We start from the raw sequence: 20,604 nt of genomic DNA on the forward strand, positions 1-20,604 counted from the left end.
GATCACTCAGTGCGGCGCGCGCGGGATGGTCTTGAGCAGGTCTTCGGGGCTGATGTGCCCCACCACGCTGCCCGGTTGCGGCAGGTTGAGGATGTGGCCCTTCATCTTGCCGATGATGTGCATTTCACAAGGCTTGCAGTCGAACTTCAACGTCAGTACCTCATCGCCGTGTATCAGCTGCATCGGTGCAACCTTGGTGCGCACGCCAGTCACGCCCTTGGCCTGTTTCGGGCACAGGTTGAAGGAGAAACGCAGGCAGTGCTTGGTGATCATCACCGGCACCTCGCCGGTTTCCTCGTGGGCCTCGTAGGCCGCGTCGATCAGCTTGACGCCGTGGCGGTGATAGAAGTCGCGGGCCTTCTGATTGTAAACGTTGGCCAGGAAGGACAGGTGCGACTCCGGGTACACCGGCGGCGGCGTGGTCTCGGCCTTACGGCTGCCACGCGGGTGGGCGGCGATCCGCGCTTCGGTCAAGGCGTCGATCACTTCACGGCGCAGGGCCTTGAGCTGCGAGTTGGGGATGAAGTACGCCTGCGGCGCGTCCAGCTTGATGTCGATGGCGTGGTACTGCGTGGTACCCAGTTGGCCGAGCAGATCCTGCAATTGCTCCAGCGCCTGTTCCGGTTTGTTGGCGGCCCCGAACGGGCCGGCCAGGGTGACGCTGGCGCTGATGCCCTCTTCGCTGGTAGCGGTCAGTTCCAGCTGCTCTTCACGCAGGCAAGCGACCCAGTTCAGGGCAATGCGACGCTCGGCGGAGGTCTTTTGCAGCGCCTGTTGCCAGTTGTGATCAAGGTTGCGATTCAGCGGATGGTTGGGGCGCAGCTTGTACATCCCCTCCGGCATCTCGTTGGGCTCGACGCGATAGCGATAACGCTTCTCGCCGTCCTCCTCGAATTCGCCTTTGGGTTCGGCGATGTTGGCGCGGAAACCCACCACTTCCCGCTTGACCAGCACGTTGAGGCCGTCGCCGTTGGACAGCGGCTCGTGCGTCACGACCTGCATGTCACGCTTGGCGACTTTCTCGACCACACCCACCGGCAGACCGGTGAAGGTCGGCGAATCAAAGGCGCCAATGTCGATCTTGCGGTCAGTGACGAAATAATCGGTGCTGCCACGGTGGAAGGTTTTTTCCGGGTCGGGCAGGAAGAAGTGCGCGGTGCGGCCGCTGGAGGCACGGGCCAGGTCCGGGCGGTCTTCAAGCACGGCGTCGAGGCGCTGACGATAGTAGGCGGTGATGTTTTTCACATAGCCCATGTCCTTGTAGCGGCCTTCAATCTTGAACGAGCGCACGCCGGCCTCGACCAGGGCGCGGATGTTGGCGCTCTGGTTGTTGTCCTTCATCGACAGCAGGTGCTTTTCGTAGGCGATCACCCCACCCTTTTCGTCCTTGAGAGTGTACGGCAGACGGCAGGCCTGGGAGCAGTCGCCACGGTTGGCGCTGCGCCCGGTTTGCGCGTGGGAAATGTTGCACTGGCCGGAAAACGCCACGCACAACGCACCATGGATAAAGAACTCGATGGCTGCGTCGGTTTCGTCGGCGATGGCGCGGATCTCCTGGAGATTCAGCTCGCGGGCCAGCACCAGTTGCGAGAAACCGGCCTGATCGAGGAACTTCGCCCGCTCCAGGGTGCGGATGTCAGTCTGGGTACTGGCGTGCAGCTCGATCGGCGGAATGTCCAGCTCCATCACCCCCAGGTCCTGGACGATCAGCGCATCGACGCCGGCGTCGTACAACTGATGGATCAGCTTGCGGGCCGGTTCCAGTTCGTTGTCGTGCAGGATGGTATTGATGGTGGTGAACACCCGGGCGTGGTAGCGACGGGCGAACTCCACCAATTGGGCGATATCACTCACTTCGTTGCAGGCATTGTGGCGGGCGCCGAAGCTCGGGCCACCGATGTAGATGGCATCGGCGCCATGCAGGATGGCCTCGCGGGCGATGGCGACATCGCGGGCAGGGCTGAGCAATTCCAGGTGATGTTTGGGCAAAGACATAGTTTTTTTAGTCAGGCTTGTCACGGTCGAGGCGTGCATTGTAGCGGCGAAACGCCTGACCGGCACCCGTATGCTGCCAGGTGGTGCTTCGAGCAGGCCTCAATCCCTGTAGGAGCGAGCTTGCTCGCGATGGCCGTCAACGATAACGCTGGCAACCTGATGCCCCGAGTCGCTCTCAGGTTCATCGCGAGCAAGCTCGCTCCTACAGTATTGTGTGTGTTGCCGTGATCAGGCCTTGGCCGCCATCGCGGTCACTTCCACGCGCATGCCTTCAACCGCCAACGAGGCAACCCCGACAGCAGCGCGCACTGGCCATGGTTTGGCGAAGTAGCGCTTGTAGACTTCGTTGAACGCGGCGCGGTCGGCCATGTCGGTGAGGTAGATGGTCAGGTGCATTACGCGGTCCATGGAACTGCCGGCTCGCTCCAGCGCGACCTTCAGTGCTTGCAGGGTGCATTCGCTTTGCAGGGTGATGTCGCCCAGTTCCAGGCTGCCGTCGGCGCGGGTGGGGATCTGGGTGGAGACCAGCACACCGCCGAAACCGACAACGTCGGAGGAAATCGAATCCGCATCGGGATCAGGGGTGAAGGTCAGGTCGTGGTTTGCCATGAGGACTCTCTTGCTTGAGGTGGTGAGGCAGGCGCCTTTTGCGCGGCCAGTTTACAGGGCCATTGGCGGCGCGTCGCTAATCCAGACCGGACGGCTGCTGGTGACCGGTGGCCTGCCGGTACTGGCGCGGGGTGAAACCGGTCAATGCCTTGAACTGCCGGGTGAACGCACTGTGGTCGGTATAGCCGCATTGCAGGGCGACCTCGGTGATCGGCATATCGGTGTGGAGCAGTCGATGCGCGTGTTCCAGGCGAACCTTCTGGATCATCTGCCGTGGCGTCAGGTGAAACACGCGCTTGCAGTAGCGTTCCAGTTGCGCCACGGAAATCCCGGCGATGCGCGTCAACTCGCCCAGGGTGACGCGACGGTTGAAATGCGCGCGAATATGCTCGTCCACTGCCGCCAGGCGCTGGTACGCCGGGTGCGTGTCACTGGCCGATTGCAGGTCGACCGAGATGCCCGCCAGACCGATGATTTCATTGCGGCGGTTATACAAGGGGCGCTTATGGGTCAGGCACCAGCCCGGCTCGCGGCTGCCGTACAGATGCAACTCCAACTGGTCTTCCAGCACCATCCCCTGCTCCAGCACCCGCCGGTCCTGCTCGGTGTAACCAGGCCCCAGTTGCTCCGGGAACACCTCGGCGCTGGTTTTTCCCAATAGCGGCTGGAGCTGCTTCAAGCCACAGCGTTGCACCAGCGTGCGGTTGGCCATGACATAGCGCGCCTGCACATCCTTGATGAAGATCGCCGCATTCGGAATGACATCCAGCATGGGCAGCAGAAGCGCAACGCCCGCCAGCAGTTGCTCGATGGATTCGGGGCGATTCGAGTCGTCGCCCTGGCACAACAGCGCAAACGCATCCTGAGTCATCAACCGGTCCCTCGCAAAAATCAGACATTTCCCATTGTGCTGATTTCGTCATCGACACCCAAGGAAAACATCAATCGCGGGCACGCCGCCAAGTTCACTCTATGGCCACCGCCCTCCTCGGCAAAACCGACCGGGGCGTCTTGAAGTGCACACCTGCCTATCCAATAACTCACAAGAAGGCGATGCCATGTCAGGCCAAGGCAAGTTCAAAAAACAACTTTCGTTGATAGACCTTACGTTTATCGGACTGGGGGCCATCTTCGGTTCCGGCTGGTTGTTCGCAGCCAGTCACGTGTCCGCCATCGCGGGGCCGGCGGGGATCTTTTCCTGGCTGCTGGGCGGTTTTGCGGTGCTGCTGCTGGGCATCGTCTACTGTGAACTCGGCGCAGCGCTGCCCCGTGCCGGCGGTGTGGTTCGCTACCCGGTTTACTCCCACGGCCCGTTGCTGGGTTACCTGATGGGCTTCATTACGCTGATCGCGTTTTCCAGCCTGGTGGCCATCGAGGTGGTCGCCGCGCGCCAGTATGCCGCTGCGTGGTTTCCCGCATTGACCCAGGCCGGTTCCAGCAATCCAACGGCGATTGGCTGGCTGGTCCAGTTCGGCCTGCTGTGCCTGTTCTTCATGCTCAACTACTACAGCGTGAAAACGTTCGCCAAGGCCAACAACTTGATCAGCATGTTCAAGTTCATCGTGCCGCTGCTGGTGATCGGCGTGCTGTTCACCTTCTTCAAACCAGAGAACTTCCAGTCCCAGGGCTTCATGCCGTTCGGGCTGTCAGGTGTCGAGATGGCTGTGTCCGCCGGCGGCATTATCTTCGCCTACCTGGGGCTGACACCGATCATCTCGGTGGCCAGCGAAGTGAAGAATCCCCAACGCACCATCCCGATTGCACTGATCCTCTCCGTACTGCTGTCCACCGCCATCTATGTGTTGTTGCAAGTGGCGTTCCTCGGCGGCGTGCCCACCGAAATGCTCGCCAACGGTTGGGCCGGCGTGGCCAAGGAACTGGCCCTGCCCTACCGCGACATCGCCCTGGCATTGGGTGTGGGCTGGCTGGCTTATCTGGTGGTGGCCGACGCGGTGATCTCTCCCAGCGGTTGCGGCAACATCTACATGAACGCAACACCGCGAGTGATCTACGGCTGGGCGCAGACCGGCACCTTCTTCAAGGTCTTCACCCGCATTGACGAAAAGTCCGGCATCCCGCGTCCGGCGCTTTGGCTGACCTTCGCCCTGTCGGTGTTCTGGACCCTGCCTTTCCCCTCCTGGGAAGCGCTGATCAACGTGGTCTCCGCCGCGCTGGTGTTGAGCTACGCCGTGGCCCCGGTGTCGGTGGCTGCCCTGCGCCGCAATGCGCCGGACATGCCGCGGCCGTTCAAGGTCAAGCGCATGGGCGTCCTGGGCCCGGTGTCATTCATCATCGCCGCGCTGATCGTCTACTGGTCCGGGTGGAGCACCGTGTCCTGGCTACTCGGCCTGCAGATCCTGATGTTCGTGGTGTACCTGCTGTGCGGACGTTTCGTGCCAACCCAACACCTGAGCCTGGCCCAACAAGTGCGCTCTTCGGCATGGCTGATCGGCTTCTACGCCGTGACTATCGTGCTGTCCTGGCTCGGCAGCTTCGGCGGCATGGGCGTACTCACCCATCCCTTCGACACAGTGGTCGTGGCGGCCTGCGCGATGGGCATCTACTACTGGGGCGCGGCCACCGGCGTGCCGGCGCATCTGGTTCGCCTGGAAGACGAGGACGGTGAAAGCCAAGCCGATCCTGTTCACACCGGCACGACCGCAGGCCAGCGTCCGATTGGTGTATCCGCCCAGACCTCTCGCTGAAATTCAGGCCAGCAAAGCCTGCGTGTTCCTCAAATGGAAAGGTTTATGAAAAAAGTACATGTCATTGATTCCCACACCGGCGGCGAGCCGACTCGCCTGGTGATGTCGGGCCTGCCCCAGTTGCCCGGCCGGACCATGGCCGAGAAGCGCGATGCCCTGCGCGAGCAGCATGACCAATGGCGTCGTGCCTGCCTGCTGGAGCCCCGTGGCAACGATGTGCTGGTGGGGGCGCTGTACTGCGAACCGGTGTCGCCGGATGCCACCTGCGGCGTGATCTTCTTCAACAACGCCGGCTACCTCGGCATGTGCGGTCACGGCACCATCGGCCTGGTCAACTCGCTGCATTACCTGGGGCATATCCAGCCCGGCGAGCACAAGATCGATACGCCGGTCGGCCCGGTCAGCGCCACGCTGCATGAGGACGGCAACGTCACCCTGCGCAATGTGCCCGCCTACCGCTACCGCCAACAAGTGCCGGTCGAAGTGCCGGGGCATGGCCGCGTGTACGGCGACATCGCCTGGGGCGGCAACTGGTTTTTCCTGGTGTCCGATCACGGTCAGGCCTTGCAGATGGACAACGTCGAGTTCCTCACCGAGTACACCTGGGCAATGCTCAAGGCCCTCGAGGCCCAGGGCATCCACGGTGAAGACGGCGCGCTGATCGACCACATCGAACTGTTTGCCGACGACGATTACGCCGACAGCCGCAACTTCGTCATGTGCCCGGGCAAGGCCTACGACCGCTCGCCCTGCGGGACCGGTACCAGCGCAAAACTGGCGTGCCTGGCGGCCGACGGGAAACTGGCCGCCGGTGAACGCTGGGTCCAGGCCAGCATCACCGCCAGTCAATTTGTCGGCAGCTACGAATGGGAAGGCGCACACATCATCCCTTTCATCACCGGCCGCGCCTACATGACCGCCGACAGCACCTTGCTGATCGACGAACAGGATCCCTTTGCGTGGGGCATTTGAGCCCCACGCCTTTTCCCTGACCAAATCTGAATGAACGCCTCAAGGAGTGACAACAAAATGAGCGACAACATTTTCACTGGCTGCATCCCTGCACTGATGACCCCATGCACCGCCGAGCGCAAGCCGGACTTCGACGCGCTGGTGGCCAAGGGTCGCGAGCTGATCGACATTGGCATGAGCGCAGTGGTGTATTGCGGTTCCATGGGCGACTGGCCGCTGCTGACCGAAGCCGAGCGTCAGGAAGGCGTGGCGCGCCTGGTGGCCGCCGGTATTCCGACCATCGTCGGCACCGGTGCCGTCAACAGCCGCGAAGCGGTGTCCCATGCGGCACACGCGGCCAAAGTCGGTGCTCATGGCTTGATGGTCATCCCTCGCGTGCTGTCTCGCGGCGCTTCGGCCACCGCGCAAAAAGCCCACTTCGCCGCGATCCTCAAAGCTGCTCCAGGCCTGCCGGCGGTGATCTACAACAGCCCTTACTACGGCTTCGCCACCCGCGCCGACCTGTTCTTCGAACTGCGCCGCGAGTACCCGAACCTGATCGGCTTCAAGGAGTTCGGCGGTGCCGCCGACCTGCGCTACGCCGCCGAACACATCACCTCCAAGGACGATGACGTGACCCTGATGGTCGGTGTCGACACCCAGGTGGTCCATGGCTTCGTCAACTGCAACGCCACCGGCGCCATCACCGGCATCGGTAACGCGCTGCCGCGCGAAGTGTTGCGCCTGGTGGCCTTGAGCAAACAAGCGGCCAAGGGCGATGCCAAGGCGCGTCGTCAGGCGCGGGAACTGGAATCGGCACTGGCGGTGCTGTCGTCCTTCGATGAGGGTTGCGACCTGGTGCTCTACTACAAGCACCTGATGGTGCTCAATGGCGACAAGGAATACACCCTGCACTTCAACGAGACCGATGCGCTCAGCGATGCCCAGCGTCGTTATGCCGAGAACCAGTACGCGCTGTTCCGCCAGTGGTACGAGCAGTGGTCGGCCGAGCAGAACTTCGCCTGATATTTAGCCTGTACAGCGGCGTGCCAAGGTGCGCCGCCTTTATTTTCGCCCACGGCGGTACGGCGTTTTTTTCGCAACGCCCCCCCTCTTTGTTTCAGGAAAGACCATGACTCTGACAGGCAACATGTTGATCGGCCAGCAGGCCATCGCCGGCAACCGCGAAGCGATCCGCGGCATCGATCCCACCACGGATCTACCTCTTGAACCGGCCTATCACGGTGGCAGCAGCGAACACGTCGAACAAGCCTGCGCCCTGGCGTGGAATGCCCTGGACAGCTACCGCGCGACGTCCCTGGAGGCCCGCGCCGAATTCCTCGAAACCATCGCCAGCGAAATCGAAGCCCTCGGCGATGAATTGATCGACCGCGCCGTGGCCGAGACCGGCCTGCCACGCCCGCGCATCCAGGGTGAACGGGGCCGCACTTGCCAGCAGTTGCGAACCTTTGCCCGCACCGTGCGTGCCGGTGAGTGGCTGGATGTACGGGTCGACAGCGCGCTGCCGGAGCGTCAGCCCCTGCCCCGCCCGGACCTGCGTCAGCGTCAGGTGCCGCTCGGCCCGGTGGCGGTGTTCGGCGCCAGCAACTTTCCCCTGGCCTTCTCCGTCGCCGGCGGTGACACCGCGTCGGCGCTGGCCGCCGGTTGCCCGGTGATCGTCAAGGCCCATGGCGCGCACCCCGGCACCAGCGAGTTGGTGGGCCGAGCCCTGGCCCGTGCGGTCAAACTGTGCGGGCTGCACGAAGGCGTGTTTTCGCTGTTGTTCGGCTCCGGCCGCGAAGTGGGCATCGCCCTGGTCACCGATCCGCGCATCAAGGCCGTGGGTTTCACCGGCTCGCGCAGCGGTGGCATCGCCTTGTGCAACGCGGCCCAGGCGCGTCCCGAGCCGATCCCGGTGTATGCGGAAATGAGCTCGATCAACCCGGTCTTGCTGTTCCCGGCAGCCCTGCAATCGCGAGCCGAAGCCCTGGCGCAAGGCTTCGTCGCGTCCCTCACCCAAGGCGCCGGCCAGTTCTGCACCAACCCAGGTCTGGTGATTGCCCGCCAGGGCCCGGACCTAGAGCGCTTCATCCAGTCGGCCGCGCAACTGCTACAGCGCAGCCCGGCGCAGACCATGCTCACCCCCGGTATTTTCAAGGCCTACGAGGCCGGCGTCGGCGCGCTGGCCGAGCATGCCCACGCGAAAACAGTGGCCGTCGGCTTGAAGGGCGAAACCCCGAACCAGTGCCAGACCCACCTGTTCGTCACCCAGGCCAGTGAATTTCTCGCCGACACGGCGTTGCAGGCAGAAATGTTCGGCGCCGCGTCGCTGATCGTGCAATGCGCCAACGACGAGCAAATCCGCCAGGTCATCGAACACCTGGAAGGCCAGTTGACCGCCACCCTGCACCTGGACGATGCCGACGTGGAGAGCGCCAGGGCCTTGCTGCCGACTCTGGAGTGCAAGGCCGGACGCCTGTTGGTGAATGGCTGGCCGACCGGGGTCGAGGTGTGCGATGCCATGGTCCATGGCGGCCCGTTCCCGGCGACGTCCGATGCGCGCACCACCTCGGTCGGCACCGCCGCCATCCTGCGTTTCCTGCGTCCGGTCTGCTATCAGGACTTCCCGGACGCCTTGTTGCCGGCCGCGCTCAAGCACGGCAACCCATTGCAGTTGCGTCGCCTGCTCGACGGCCAGAGAGAAGCCTAGGCCATGTCCAACGACTCCCTTTTCAACAGCCCCAATGCAGTGTCGGACGTTGCCGTGATCGGCGCCGGGATCATCGGCGTCGCCTGCGCCCTGCGCCTGGCGCGCCAGGGCCGGCGGGTGGTGGTCATCGATCAGCAGGAGCCCGGTCGTGGCGCCTCGTTCGGCAATGCCGGGCACCTGGCCACCGAGCAGGTGTTCCCCATCGCCGACCTATCGATCCTCAAACGCCTGCCCGCCATGCTCATGGACCCGATGGGCCCGCTGCGCCTGGACTGGAAATACATGCCCCGGGCCCTGCCCTGGTTCGCACGCCTGTTGCTCAACCTGCGACCGGCGCCGTTCCAGCGCACCGTGGCCGGCATCCGCGCGCTCAATGAAAGCAGCCTGGGGGCCTGGCACCGGTTGCTGGAGACTATCGACCGCCCCGGGTTGCTCAAGGAAGACGGCTCGTTGCTGGTGTTCGAGCGCGCCGACTCGCAACAGGCCATCGAAGCGCTACAGGCGCGCATGCGCCAGCAACAAGTGCCGGTGGATTTCTGGCGGGCCAAGGCGGTACGCGATGCGGCGCCGCAACTCAGCGAGCAGCTCCGGGGCGGATTGTTCTTCCCGCGCACCGGGCATTTTCTCGATCCCTTCCAGGTGGTCGGCGAACTGGTGCACGCGGCCAAAAGCAGCGGCGTGCAGTTCCTCAAGCAGCGGGTCGAGGGTGGGCAATTGAATGAAAGCGGCGTGTCGTTGATCACCGATCAAGGACGCGTCAGCAGTCGACACGTGCTGGTGGCCTGTGGCGCCCATTCCGCCAAGCTCACCGCTGCATTGACCGGCAAGAAGGTGCCGCTGGACACCGAGCGCGGCTATCACCTGATGCTGCCCCACGAGCACGAACGCTTGCCGTTTGCCGTCACTTCACTGGAGCGCAAGTTCATCATGACGCCGATGGCAGACGGGCTGCGCCTGGCCGGCACCGTCGAGTTCGCCGGTCTCGACTGCCCACCGACCATGGAACGCGCCTGGCAGTTGCACCGCCTGAGCAAAGGCCTGTTCAAACGCGACCTGAGTGCTGAAGCCGCCACGCCGTGGATGGGTTTCCGGCCGTCCTTGCCCGACTCCCTGCCGATCATCGACCGGGTGTGCGACGGCAGGGTCCTGCTCGCCTTCGGTCATCAGCATCTGGGGTTGACCCAGGCGGCGGTCACGGCGGAAATGATCGCGCAAATGGCCTCGCCCTTGACTGGCACCCAGCCCCACAGCCTGCCGGCGACTGCGCCATACAGGCTGGATCGATTCTGAGGACCCCGGTCGCGCCGAGCCCAGGTCATTGCAAGGGCGAGAACTTCGCGGGCAGGTAGATCGTCGAGCGCATGTCGCGCAGTTGCGGGCCGGAGTTTTCCGGCGGCCAGACGCCTTCGGCGACCGCCTGGGTGCGCACCTGCAAACGCTGTTCAAGGCTGGCCCACGGCCAGATGTGCAGATAGCGCGGCAGCGCACCGTCGGTGGCGTAAAACGCCGCGTACACTGGCGAATACTGCTCGGCGGTCCGCGCTTCGATGGCTTTGCTCCAGCCGTCGAGGGTGGGCTGCAAGCCGCTGCTGATCAGGTCGTAGACGCGTAACTCATAGAACGGACCGTGCTGGCCTGCGCCCAAGGGTTCGAGGAAGGGAAACAGCGTGTAGTTTTCGATGCGCAGATCGGTGATCAACTCGTTGATACCAAACGCCCCGCCCCCCAGCAGGAAACGCTCGCGCTCGGCTTGCCTCAGGTGTTCGTCGGCGTAGCCACGCAGCACGGCAATCTGGTTCAACTGGCCGATCTCCGAAGCCCAGCAGCCTATCAACGTGCCGCCGACTTTCGGGTCGTCCAGCGCCGCCTCGATCTGCGCCAACGCTTGCGCAACCGTGCGCACCCGCACGGTAAAAGTGATCAGTTCAAATAAACGCATAACAACTTCGCCCACCGGTTTGCCAAAAGCACACAGCCTAGGGCAGCCGCCACCAGCGGGATATTGAGACGAACCCCATTGGTAACGGCATTTGCCGCAGTGTTCTAGGTAGTTTCTTTACGTTGAGCAGCGCCCGGTAATTCACAGATCGTGTTCAATGCCTTCACTTAATGGCGCTTGATGCAGGAATGGCGACGAATATGCTGTGGGTACATTTCCGTGATCTCGCATGACAACAAGAGCCCACTCCATGCACAGCCCCAGAACGCTCTACCAAAAACACATCGACAGCCACACCGTATGCGCCCTCGACGATCAGGGCCACGTGCTTTTGTACATCGACCGCCAGGTCGCCAACGAATACACCAGCCCGCAAGCCTTCAGTGGCATGCGCGAAGCCGGTCGCAAAGCCTGGCGCCCGGGCGCGACCCTGGCGGTCGTCGACCACGTCAATCCCACGGCACCGACACGCACTGCCGCCATGCCGGACGCTGGCGGCGCTCGTCAGGTGTCTTACTTCGAAGAAAACTGCCGCGACTTCGGTATCGAACTGTTCGACGTGCTGGACAAGCGCCAGGGCATCGAGCACGTCGTGGCCCCCGAACAAGGCTTTATCCTGCCCGGCATGGTCGTTGCCGCCGGCGACAGCCACACCACTACCTACGGTGCCCTCGGTGCCTTCGGTTTCGGCATTGGCACTTCGGAAATCGAACACCTGCTGGCCTCGCAAACCCTGGTCTACAAGCGCCTGAAGACAATGCGCGTGACGGTTAACGGTGTACTCGGTACGGGCGTGACGTCCAAGGACATCATCATGGCCCTGATCGAAAAAATCGGCGCTTCCGGTGCCACCGGCTATGCCATCGAGTTCGCCGGCCCGGCGATCAGCGACCTCAGCGTCGAAGCGCGCATGACCATCTGCAACATGGCCGTCGAAGCGGGCGCCCGAGGCGCGTTCATGGCACCGGATGACAAGGTCTTTGCGTATCTGCAACACAAACCCCGTGCCCCCCAAGGCCAACTGTGGGAACAGGCCGTCGCAAAATGGCGCGGCCTGCACAGCGACGAAGGTGCGGTGTTCGATCGCGAAGTCACCCTGGATGTCGCGGCGCTCGAACCCATGGTCACCTGGGGCACCAGCCCCGATCAGGCCGCATCGGTGGGCGGGCATGTGCCGGACCCGGCCGCGCAACCTGACTTGATCCTGCGTCAGGGCATGCAACGCGCCCTGAACTACATGGGCCTGACACCGGGCATGCCGCTCAGCGACGTGGTGATCAGCCACGCCTTCATCGGCTCATGCACCAACGCGCGCATCGAAGACTTGCGCGATGTCGCCCGCGTCGTGCGCGGCAAACGGGTGGCAGCCCACGTGCGGGCCATGATTGTTCCCGGTTCGACCCTGGTGCGTGATCAGGCCGAAGACGAAGGGCTGGCGCAGATCTTCCTCGACGCCGGGTTTGAATGGCGCCAGTCGGGCTGTTCGATGTGCCTGGCGATGAATGACGACGTGCTCGCCCCCGGTGATCGCTGCGCCTCAAGCACCAACCGCAACTTCGAAGGCCGCCAAGGCGCCGGTGCGCGCACCCATTTGATGAGCCCGGCCATGGTCGCCGCCGCAGCGATTACCGGGCACCTGACCGACGTGCGCACCTTCGCGCTGGAGGCTTGAACCATGCAACCTTTCGATTTCGTCAGCGGCAGCGCCGCCCCGCTCCTGGCCTCCAACATCGACACCGACGTGATCATGCCCAAGCAGTTCCTCAAAGGGATTGATCGCAAGGGGCTGGACAAGGGTCTGTTCTTTGACTTGAGGTTCCTTGAGTCCGGCGAACCCGATCCCGGGTTCATCCTCAACCAGCCGGCCTGGAACGACGCTGCGTTCCTGGTGGTGGGTCCCAATTTCGGCTGTGGTTCGAGCCGCGAACATGCGGTCTGGGGGCTGAAACAGGTCGGCATACGCGCCCTGATCGGCACCAGCTTCGCCGGTATTTTCTACGACAATTGCCAACGCAATGGCGTGTTGGCGATCCAGCTGACCGAGATTCAACTCAATCAGATTGCCGCGTTGTCCAGCAACCCGGCAACGGCTCGAATCAGCGTCAATCTGCCGGAACAAACCATCGAACTGGCAGACGGCAACGTGATCCCGTTCGGGATCGATGAACTGCGCAAGCAATCATTGCTGCTGGGGCTGGATGCCGTTGGAACCACGTTGCAACGCGCAGAGCAGATTCGCAGCTTCGAGGCCCGGCATCTGGCGGAAAATCCCTGGTTGGGCTGATGCAAAACCCCGGCGGCGGATCTAATGCTCTGTAGGAGCGAGCTCGCTCGCGATGGACTCAACGGCACCGCGTTTAACCAGTAAACACGCGTTATCGTTAACGACCATCGCGAGCGAGCTCGCTCCTACAGAGATGCCGGTGGTTCATTCAACCGAAAGATGACGAAAGTATTCCTCGAGAAACTCGACGCAAACCCGCAGCTTGGCCGACTGGCTCAACCGCGTCGGGTACACCGCCCAGACGTTGGCGCTCTGGGTGTAATCGTGCAGCACCTGCACCAGTCGCCCCTGCTCCAGCATCGGCTTCACATCCCACATCGAGCGCAACAGGATCCCGCCGCCACTCAGGGCCCACTGCAACACGATCTCACCGTTGTTGGACGATAACGGCCCGCTGACGCGTACCGATTCTTCCTGCCCGTCCTTCGTCAGGCTCCACACGCCGAACGCGTTGTTGCGTTCCTTGAGCACCAGGCAATCGTGGTCTTTCAAGTCCGCCAGCGATTGCGGCACCCCCCTGCGCTCCAGGTATTCGGGCGTCGCACACAGCACCCGCCGGTTGCTCACCAGTTTGCGTCCCAGGTGCTGGCCCGGCAGGTCATCACCCACGCGGATTTCCAGATCGAAGCCCTCGCCGACGATGTCGACCACGCGATCAAACACGTCCAGGCGCAATTCAAGCCTGGGATAGGTTTGCGACAGCTCGCAGATCGCCGGTGCCACATGGTTGCGCCCGAAACCGAAGCTGCTGCAGATGTGCAGCGAACCCATCGGCTGTTGCCGCGCCTGTGATATTTCGCCGACGAAGTCATCGAAGTCACCCAGCAACTTCTCCGCCCACACCCGCACCCGCTCGCCGTCGTCAGTCAGCGCGATGCGCCGTGTGGTGCGGTGCAGCAGCCGAGTCGAGAGCGTGGTTTCCAGCACGGAGATGCGTTTGCTGATGTACGCCGGGGAATACCCCAGCTCCTCGGCAGCGCTGGCGAAGCCGTTTTTTCGAACGACGGTGAGGAACACCTTGAGGTCTTCAGGCAAGGGAAATTGATCACGATTCGTGTTCATACGCCTCATACTTTCGCTGTTTATTGCGTTATTAGCGAAGGATACCATCGATCTACCGAGTGGCAATCCATCCCCGGCCAACCGTGGTTTCTGAATCCTCGATAAAAACAACATGAGGAAAGCGCGACATGAACAAGCCCTATGAACAATCCCTGAAAATCGAAACCGCCTCCGACGGCGGATTTGTGCAACGCCTGCGCAGCCTGTGCGCCTACGAAATCGGCGTCATCCCGCTGCCGATCTTTCTCGGCATCGCGGTCATCGTTTATCTCTCGGCCCATCTGGGCTTCCTGCCCAAGAACATGATCGGCGGGCTCGCCGTCATCATGACCATGGGCGTGTTTTTCGGCCAAATGGGCTCGCGCCTGCCGATCCTCAAGGAAATCGGCGGCGGTGCCATCCTGTGCCTGATGCTGCCATCGATCCTGGTGTTCTACGGCTTCTTCGGACCGGCGACGATCGACGCCACCAAAATGCTGATGAAAGAAGCCAACTTCCTTTACTTCGTGATCGCCAGCCTGGTGGTCGGCAGCATTCTGGGCATGAGCCGTTTCATTCTGGTCCAGGGCATGCTGCGGATGTTCATTCCCTTGCTCGTCGGCACCCTGGCCGCCGTTGCCAGCGGGTTGATCGTTGGCAAGTTGGTCGGCTACAGCTTCCACCACACGTTCTTTTTCATCATCGTGCCGATCATTGGCGGCGGGATCGGCGAAGGGATACTGCCCCTGTCGCTGGCCTACTCGGCAATCCTCGGCGGCACGCCGGATATCTACGTGGCTCAACTGGCGCCCGCCGCCGTGGTCGGCAACATCGTGGCGATCATCTGTGCCGGTTACCTGGCGCGCCTGGCCCTCAAGCGCCCGACCATCAATGGCGAAGGCTCGCTGATTCGCGCCAAGGACGAGAATGACCAATTCCTGGTCAAGGAAGACACAGGCACTATTGTCGACTTCCGCGTCATGGGTGCAGGGGTGCTGGTAATCTGCGCGTTCTTCGTCCTCGGCGGCCTGCTGGAAAAAGTCGTGGGCATTCCCGGCCCGGTGATGATGATCCTCGCGGCGGTGCTGTTTAAGTACCTTCGGGTGCTGCCGGAGAAACTCGAGAAAGGCGCCAACAGCTTTTACAAACTGGTGTCATCGGCGTTCATCTGGCCGGTGATGATCGGCCTGGGCATGCTCTACGTGCCGCTGGACAGTGTGGTGAAAGTGTTCTCGGTCGGCTACGTGCTGGTATGCGTCTCGGTGGTGGTGTCGATGACCGTAGCCGGCTTCTTCATCGGCAACCTGATGAAGATGTACCCCATCGAATCGGCCATCGTGACCTGCTGTCACAGCGGCTTGGGCGGCACCGGAGACGTGGCGATCCTCTCGGCCTCCAACCGCATGTCGCTGATGCCATTCGCGCAAATCTCCACGCGCATTGGCGGGGCTTCGACGGTGATTCTGGCGACGATATTGTTGCGGCTTTTTGTTTGACGCGGTGCCGGTGACCCAAGGGTGTTCTCTTGTGCAAGAGAACACCCTTTCCATCACTTGAAAAAATCGCTCGGCGTCTTGCCGAACTGCTTCTTGAACATGGTCGTGAATGCGCTTGGACTGTCGTATCCCAGCTCCCCGGCGATGTCGATGATCTTCTCCCCGACGGCTATCCGTTCCAGCGCCAACAGCAGTCGCGCTTGCTGGCGCCATTGGCCGAAAGTCATGCCGGTTTCCTTGCGAAACCTGCGCTGGATGGTTTTGGCGTCGAGGCTCAACCGGGCGCTCCAGTCCGACAACGTCGAGCCATCCCCAGGGTCACGCTGCAACGCACTACAAATCAGGTTGATACGTTGGTCGGCGGGCTGCGGCAGGTTCAATGGCAAGGTCGGCAGGATCGTCAGCTCATCCAGGATCAGCCGCAGCACCCGGGCTTCCCGCGAGTCCGGATTGCAGGCGAAATCGAAATCGACCGAGACCTTGATCAACTCACTCAGCAATGCGGAAACACTCACCGCCCGGGTTTCGGCAGGCAGATCCGGGCTCGCGTCAGGGTGCACGAAAACACTGCGCATCTTGATCGCCCCCACACAGCGAATCGAATGCACTTCACCGCTCGGCATCCAGATGCCACGGCTCGGCGGCACCGTCCATTGGCTGGTGGCCGCGTGCACCACCATCACGCCTTCGATGGCATAGATCAGTTGATGCTTTTCATGGGAGTGCGGCGGGATGAACCAGTTTTCCGGGTAGTCGGTCGCACTGCTGCGTACGCTCCAGCCGCCCTGGTCGATCTCCGCGAGAAATGTCTGCAATGGTTTGATCATGACGCCCTTTTTGCGATGGTCCACGCCCGAGTTGCGCGAGACGGGCGCCGTTGAGGCCCCTAGGATAACGCCGAACCCTGAAATTGGCTGCGCCTTGCGTTCGCAGTTCGCGTTTTTATCCGGAAACTCGCCCATGTCGACCACTACCCTGAGCTCACCCTCACACACCGCTTCGGTGGCCAGCCAGGCCAGCCCGCTGGTCATGCGTGTCATTGGTGCCTGTGCCCTGGCGCACCTGATCAACGACCTGATCCAGGCCGTGCTGCCGTCGATCTACCCGATGCTCAAGGCCACTTATGGCCTGAGCTTCACCCAGGTCGGCCTGATCACCCTGACCTTCCAGCTCACCGCCTCGCTGCTGCAACCGTGGATCGGTTTCTACACCGACCGTCATCCCAAACCGTGGCTGTTGCCGGCCGGCATGGTCTGCACCCTGATCGGTATTCTGATGCTGTCGATGGTCGGCAGCTTCCCGGCCATTCTCGTGGCCTCGGCGCTGGTGGGCGTAGGTTCGTCGACCTTTCACCCGGAGACCTCGCGGGTGGCGCGCCTGGCTTCGGGCGGTCGCTACGGCCTGGCGCAGTCGACCTTCCAGGTCGGTGGCAACGCCGGTAGCGCCTTCGGTCCGCTGTTGGCCGCCGCGATCATCATTCCCTATGGCCAGGGCAACGTCGCCTGGTTCGGCCTGTTCGCAGTGTTTGCCATCCTCGTGCAGTACGGCCTGAGCCGCTGGTATCGCAATCACCTGAACCTGTTCAAGCTCAAGCAAGGCAGCAAGGCCACCCACGGCCTGTCGAAACGGCGGGTGACGTTCGCCCTGGTGGTGCTGGCGCTGCTGGTGTTCTCCAAATACTTTTACATGGCCAGCTTCACCAGTTACTTCACCTTCTACCTGATCGAGAAGTTCGACCTGTCGGTGGCCAGTTCACAGCTGTACCTGTTCCTGTTTCTTGGCGCCGTCGCGGCGGGAACGTTCTTTGGTGGCCCGGTCGGCGACCGGATCGGCCGCAAGCAGGTGATCTGGTTTTCCATCCTCGGCGCCGCGCCCTTCACCCTCGCCCTGCCCTACGTCGACCTGTTCTGGACGGGTGTGCTGAGCATGATCATCGGCTTCATCCTCGCCTCGGCGTTCTCGGCCATCGTGGTCTTCGCCCAGGAACTGGTGCCCGGCAACGTCGGCATGATCGCCGGGGTGTTCTTCGGCCTGATGTTCGGCTTCGGCGGGATCGGTGCCGCGCTGCTGGGGCACCTGGCGGATATCCATGGCATCGAGTACGTGTACACCTTGTGTTCGTTCCTGCCGTTGCTGGGGATTCTGACGATCCTGTTGCCTTCGACCCGGAGTGCTCGCTAAAGGATTCAGCCGATCATTTTTGATACCTGCCCTGTAGCACTCGGTAACACCAAGCCCTGTTGCGGTGCGTCTTTGCCACGACGCACCGCCAACCGCCGCGCTTCACACGGGCAATACCGCCATGGCGTACTTTGTGCATCCAAAGGCCATCCTCTTCTGCCTGTAGCCGCCATGCGCCCCAAGGAACTGAAACTCTGGACCACCGGTGTCGCCCACCTGCTCGACCTGCCTGCCGGGCATGGGCGGTTGTCGGGGTTGAGCCATTGGCTTCGGCAAATCTGCCCGGTCGATCATTTCGTGTTGTTTGTCTACGAAGGCAATCACCGGCCACTGGCGTTGTTCGATACGTTCTCGGCGGACAAGCGGGCGGTGTATGTCGACGACTATCAGTGCGGGCCTTACCTGCTGGATCCCTTCTACCTGGCTTGTACACGCGGGCAGGCGCCGGGGCTGTGGCGTCTGCGCCAGTTCGCCCCCGACCACTTCTACCTCGGCGAGTACTTCCTGACCTATTACCAGCAAACCGGACTGGCCGAGGAAGTGGCGTTCTTCGTCGACCTCGGTGGTGGCGCCATGGCAGTGTTGTCGTTGATGCGCTCCAGCGCCAGTTGTGCATTCAGCCGGGACGAAATGCAACTGGTCGAGTGCGCGCAAGCGGTGGTCGAGCAGGTCATCAATGAGGCCTGGCGCTTGCGTCAGGCTCAGGAACCGCGACCGGCGCAGGACCTGGACTTCAAGATCCGCGAAGCCTTCGACCACTTCGGTGCGCACATCCTCACTGGACGCGAGCAGGAAATCGTTCAACTGTTGCTGCGCGGCCACTCCAGCGCCTCGGTGGCCGAACAACTGAACATCAGCCCCGGCACGGTAAAGATTCACCGCAAGAACATCTACGCCAAGCTGGGCATTGGCAGCCAGTCGGAGTTGCTGGGGTTGTTTATTCGGGAGCTGACGGAGGATCCGTTGCAGGCCTCCGGCCTCAAGCTGCAAGCCTGATACCTGTCGGCTAGCAGCCCCCCCCCTGTGGGAGCGAGCTTGCTCGCGATTGCGGCCTTACATTCAACATCCATGTGTCTGACACACCGCCATCGCGAGCAAGCTCGCTCCCACAGTTCTATCGGTGATCTGGAGATTGTGGTCAGGGCGGATCAAGCTGATCCAGCGCCCCTGGGCTCAGTTTGCAGGTTAATACCTGTCGGTTGGCAATAATCCCTTGTGGGAGCGAGCTCGCTCGCGATTGCGGCCTTACATTCAACATCCATGTGTCTGACACACCGCCATCGCGAGCAAGCTCGCTCCCACAATGGTCGGCGGTGTAAACAAAATTTGTATTCACCTCAAATCCCTGTAGGAGCGAGCCCGCTCGCGATGGTCGTTAACGATTACGCGTGATGACTGGCTCAACGCAGTGCTCTTGAGTTCATCGCGAGCGAGCTCGCTCCTACGACAATCAGCTTCTATCCCCCAAGGGATATATACACCGCAAAACCCCGATTGCTAGTTTGGCCCCCGACGCACTGATTCATCACTGCAAGGGAGCCCGTCTCGTGAACAACACCCCGCCAAGCGATATCGAATTCTGCAATGTGGTCAAACGCTATGGCGAGGTGCAGGCCGTCGGCGGTCTGAATTTCGCGGTGCGCCGTGGCTCGTTTCATTCCTTCCTCGGCGGCTCGGGCTGCGGCAAGACCACCACCCTGCGCATGATCGCCGGCTTCGAACAGCCCACCAGCGGCGAGGTCCGCTTGGCCGGCAAGAGCGTTGCCGGCGTGCCGGCCTTCGAGCGACCGGTGAACATGGTGTTCCAGCATTACGCGCTGTTCCCGCACCTGACCGTGGCGCAGAACATTGCCTACGGCCTGCGCTATCGCACCCCGCGCCCTGACAAAAAACAGCAACTGCGCATGGCCGATGAGGCGCTGGAGATGGTACGCCTGAGCGGCTTCGGTCAGCGCAAGCCGAGCGAGCTTTCAGGCGGCCAGCAACAGCGTGTCGCCCTCGCCCGCGCGCTGGTGAACAAGCCGACGGTGTTGCTGCTCGACGAACCACTGGCTGCGCTGGACCGCAAGCTGCGCAAGGAGATGCAATCGGAACTGCTGCGTTTGCAGCGCGAGGTCGGCATCACCTTCGTGCTGGTCACCCACGACCAGGAAGAAGCCCTGTCGATGAGCGACAGCATCAGCGTGATGCACAACGGTTCGATCATCCAGACCGCCACTCCGGAACAACTCTATGAAGCCCCGGCCAGCCGCTATGTGGCCGACTTTATCGGCGAGTCCAATCTGTTCGACGGCACCGTGCGCCAGCTCAATGGCAACTCCGTGGTGCTGCGCACCGAGCAAGGGCTGGAACTGACCAGCCCCCTCACCCCCACCGGCAAAGCCCTGAGCGCCAACGCCGCCGGTTGCATTGCGGTGCGGCCTGAGCTGATCAGCATCGCCGGGGCCAACGCCGAGATGACCCGGGAAGTGAAGCTGCCGGGCTGCGTTGAAGATCGCATTTATCTGGGCAATTCCACCGAGTACCGCGTGCGCACCCAGGCCTTTGGCGTGGTTTGCGTACGGGTTCCGCGCCAGCAGGATCACGGCGCCAATGCATTCGAACACGGCGCGGCAGTGCGCGTCGGCTGGGATCACGCCAATGGCCTGGCCATGGCGTTGTAAATCATCGATTCGTTTCATCAACCGGATGTG

The 20,604-nt window shown here is 62.3% G+C and carries 17 protein-coding genes; 11 read left to right on the forward strand and 6 right to left on the reverse strand.

The features are described from left to right. Positions 1-6 precede the first annotated feature (6 nt). The 3 genes from PSJE_RS25165 to PSJE_RS25175 all read right to left on the reverse strand — a co-directional run bounded on the left by PSJE_RS25165 (position 7) and on the right by PSJE_RS25175 (position 3,475). Positions 7-1,995: a peptidase U32 family protein gene (locus PSJE_RS25165; protein ID WP_090454936.1), complete on the reverse strand. Its 1,989-nt coding sequence runs from the start codon at positions 1,993-1,995 to the stop codon at positions 7-9. A 228-nt stretch (positions 1,996-2,223) separates the two neighbouring features. Continuing rightward, entirely contained in the window at positions 2,224-2,604 is a 381-nt protein-coding gene (locus PSJE_RS25170; RefSeq protein WP_008021538.1) for a RidA family protein, read from the reverse strand. A 76-nt stretch (positions 2,605-2,680) separates the two neighbouring features. Next, the gene (locus PSJE_RS25175; protein WP_090454935.1) at positions 2,681-3,475 is read right to left on the reverse strand and encodes an AraC family transcriptional regulator; all 795 of its coding nucleotides are present in this window, start codon (positions 3,473-3,475) and stop codon (positions 2,681-2,683) included. A gap of 187 nt (positions 3,476-3,662) precedes the next feature. Between PSJE_RS25175 and PSJE_RS25180 the strand changes: the two genes are divergently transcribed. The 5 genes from PSJE_RS25180 to PSJE_RS25200 all read left to right on the forward strand — a co-directional run bounded on the left by PSJE_RS25180 (position 3,663) and on the right by PSJE_RS25200 (position 10,260). Then, positions 3,663-5,309 carry an APC family permease gene (locus PSJE_RS25180; protein WP_057715246.1) on the forward strand — a complete coding sequence of 549 codons (1,647 nt, stop codon included), beginning with the start codon at positions 3,663-3,665 and terminating at the stop codon, positions 5,307-5,309. A 45-nt stretch (positions 5,310-5,354) separates the two neighbouring features. Further along, complete coding sequence (locus tag PSJE_RS25185; RefSeq protein ID WP_090454934.1) at positions 5,355-6,281, forward strand: 4-hydroxyproline epimerase; 927 nt, start codon at positions 5,355-5,357, stop codon at positions 6,279-6,281. A 57-nt stretch (positions 6,282-6,338) separates the two neighbouring features. After that, entirely contained in the window at positions 6,339-7,286 is a 948-nt protein-coding gene (locus tag PSJE_RS25190; RefSeq protein ID WP_090454933.1) for a dihydrodipicolinate synthase family protein, read from the forward strand. A gap of 106 nt (positions 7,287-7,392) precedes the next feature. Beyond that, positions 7,393-8,970 carry an aldehyde dehydrogenase (NADP(+)) gene (locus PSJE_RS25195; protein WP_090454932.1) on the forward strand — a complete coding sequence of 526 codons (1,578 nt, stop codon included), beginning with the start codon at positions 7,393-7,395 and terminating at the stop codon, positions 8,968-8,970. Between the two features lie 3 nt (positions 8,971-8,973). Beyond that, complete coding sequence (locus tag PSJE_RS25200) at positions 8,974-10,260, forward strand: FAD-dependent oxidoreductase (protein WP_090454931.1); 1,287 nt, start codon at positions 8,974-8,976, stop codon at positions 10,258-10,260. A 25-nt stretch (positions 10,261-10,285) separates the two neighbouring features. Here PSJE_RS25200 and PSJE_RS25205 read toward each other — a convergent pair whose 3' ends face one another. Further along, a complete protein-coding gene (locus PSJE_RS25205; protein WP_090454930.1) occupies positions 10,286-10,909 on the reverse strand; it encodes an NIPSNAP family protein in 624 nt (207 codons plus the stop codon). 250 nt (positions 10,910-11,159) lie between these two features. Between PSJE_RS25205 and leuC the strand changes: the two genes are divergently transcribed. Beyond that, positions 11,160-12,581 (forward strand): 3-isopropylmalate dehydratase large subunit, encoded by a 1,422-nt coding sequence (gene leuC, locus PSJE_RS25210; RefSeq protein ID WP_090454929.1) that lies wholly within the window; start codon positions 11,160-11,162, stop codon positions 12,579-12,581. Positions 12,582-12,584: 3 nt separating this feature from the next. Beyond that, positions 12,585-13,193: a 3-isopropylmalate dehydratase small subunit gene (leuD, locus tag PSJE_RS25215; protein WP_090454928.1), complete on the forward strand. Its 609-nt coding sequence runs from the start codon at positions 12,585-12,587 to the stop codon at positions 13,191-13,193. A gap of 144 nt (positions 13,194-13,337) precedes the next feature. On the opposite strand, the gene PSJE_RS25220 is transcribed toward leuD, so the two are convergent. Then, complete coding sequence (locus PSJE_RS25220) at positions 13,338-14,255, reverse strand: LysR substrate-binding domain-containing protein (RefSeq protein ID WP_057715257.1); 918 nt, start codon at positions 14,253-14,255, stop codon at positions 13,338-13,340. A 128-nt stretch (positions 14,256-14,383) separates the two neighbouring features. Between PSJE_RS25220 and PSJE_RS25225 the strand changes: the two genes are divergently transcribed. Continuing rightward, a complete protein-coding gene (locus PSJE_RS25225) occupies positions 14,384-15,730 on the forward strand; it encodes a 2-hydroxycarboxylate transporter family protein (protein WP_057715258.1) in 1,347 nt (448 codons plus the stop codon). A gap of 53 nt (positions 15,731-15,783) precedes the next feature. On the opposite strand, the gene PSJE_RS25230 is transcribed toward PSJE_RS25225, so the two are convergent. Beyond that, positions 15,784-16,557 (reverse strand): AraC family transcriptional regulator, encoded by a 774-nt coding sequence (locus PSJE_RS25230; RefSeq protein WP_057715259.1) that lies wholly within the window; start codon positions 16,555-16,557, stop codon positions 15,784-15,786. A gap of 133 nt (positions 16,558-16,690) precedes the next feature. Between PSJE_RS25230 and PSJE_RS25235 the strand changes: the two genes are divergently transcribed. The 3 genes from PSJE_RS25235 (at position 16,691) to PSJE_RS25245 (ending at position 20,574) form a co-directional block, all read left to right on the forward strand. After that, positions 16,691-17,911 carry an MFS transporter gene (locus PSJE_RS25235; protein WP_090454927.1) on the forward strand — a complete coding sequence of 407 codons (1,221 nt, stop codon included), beginning with the start codon at positions 16,691-16,693 and terminating at the stop codon, positions 17,909-17,911. A 171-nt stretch (positions 17,912-18,082) separates the two neighbouring features. Further along, positions 18,083-18,907, forward strand: coding sequence for a response regulator transcription factor (locus PSJE_RS25240; protein ID WP_090454926.1), 825 nt, complete (start codon positions 18,083-18,085; stop codon positions 18,905-18,907). Between the two features lie 551 nt (positions 18,908-19,458). After that, the gene (locus tag PSJE_RS25245) at positions 19,459-20,574 is read left to right on the forward strand and encodes an ABC transporter ATP-binding protein (protein ID WP_090454925.1); all 1,116 of its coding nucleotides are present in this window, start codon (positions 19,459-19,461) and stop codon (positions 20,572-20,574) included. Positions 20,575-20,604 lie beyond the last annotated feature (30 nt).

It is taken from the genome of Pseudomonas jessenii, assembly GCF_002236115.1.
Taxonomy (GTDB): domain Bacteria; phylum Pseudomonadota; class Gammaproteobacteria; order Pseudomonadales; family Pseudomonadaceae; genus Aquipseudomonas; species Aquipseudomonas jessenii.

Bases quoted from the DNA above. Each gene is read 5' to 3' on its own strand.
- PSJE_RS25240 (WP_090454926.1), top strand. From the start codon at position 18,083: ATGCGCCCCAAGGAACTGAAACTCTGGACCACCGGTGTCGCCCACCTG.
- PSJE_RS25205 (WP_090454930.1), bottom strand. From the start codon at position 10,909: ATGCGTTTATTTGAACTGATCACTTTTACCGTGCGGGTGCGCACGGTT.
- leuD (WP_090454928.1), top strand. From the start codon at position 12,585: ATGCAACCTTTCGATTTCGTCAGCGGCAGCGCCGCCCCGCTCCTGGCC.
- PSJE_RS25185 (WP_090454934.1), top strand. From the start codon at position 5,355: ATGAAAAAAGTACATGTCATTGATTCCCACACCGGCGGCGAGCCGACT.
- PSJE_RS25235 (WP_090454927.1), top strand. From the start codon at position 16,691: ATGTCGACCACTACCCTGAGCTCACCCTCACACACCGCTTCGGTGGCC.
- PSJE_RS25165 (WP_090454936.1), bottom strand. From the start codon at position 1,995: ATGTCTTTGCCCAAACATCACCTGGAATTGCTCAGCCCTGCCCGCGAT.
- PSJE_RS25170 (WP_008021538.1), bottom strand. From the start codon at position 2,604: ATGGCAAACCACGACCTGACCTTCACCCCTGATCCCGATGCGGATTCG.
- PSJE_RS25190 (WP_090454933.1), top strand. From the start codon at position 6,339: ATGAGCGACAACATTTTCACTGGCTGCATCCCTGCACTGATGACCCCA.
- PSJE_RS25180 (WP_057715246.1), top strand. From the start codon at position 3,663: ATGTCAGGCCAAGGCAAGTTCAAAAAACAACTTTCGTTGATAGACCTT.
- PSJE_RS25230 (WP_057715259.1), bottom strand. From the start codon at position 16,557: ATGATCAAACCATTGCAGACATTTCTCGCGGAGATCGACCAGGGCGGC.
- PSJE_RS25175 (WP_090454935.1), bottom strand. From the start codon at position 3,475: ATGACTCAGGATGCGTTTGCGCTGTTGTGCCAGGGCGACGACTCGAAT.
- PSJE_RS25225 (WP_057715258.1), top strand. From the start codon at position 14,384: ATGAACAAGCCCTATGAACAATCCCTGAAAATCGAAACCGCCTCCGAC.
- PSJE_RS25200 (WP_090454931.1), top strand. From the start codon at position 8,974: ATGTCCAACGACTCCCTTTTCAACAGCCCCAATGCAGTGTCGGACGTT.
- leuC (WP_090454929.1), top strand. From the start codon at position 11,160: ATGCACAGCCCCAGAACGCTCTACCAAAAACACATCGACAGCCACACC.
- PSJE_RS25220 (WP_057715257.1), bottom strand. From the start codon at position 14,255: ATGAACACGAATCGTGATCAATTTCCCTTGCCTGAAGACCTCAAGGTG.
- PSJE_RS25195 (WP_090454932.1), top strand. From the start codon at position 7,393: ATGACTCTGACAGGCAACATGTTGATCGGCCAGCAGGCCATCGCCGGC.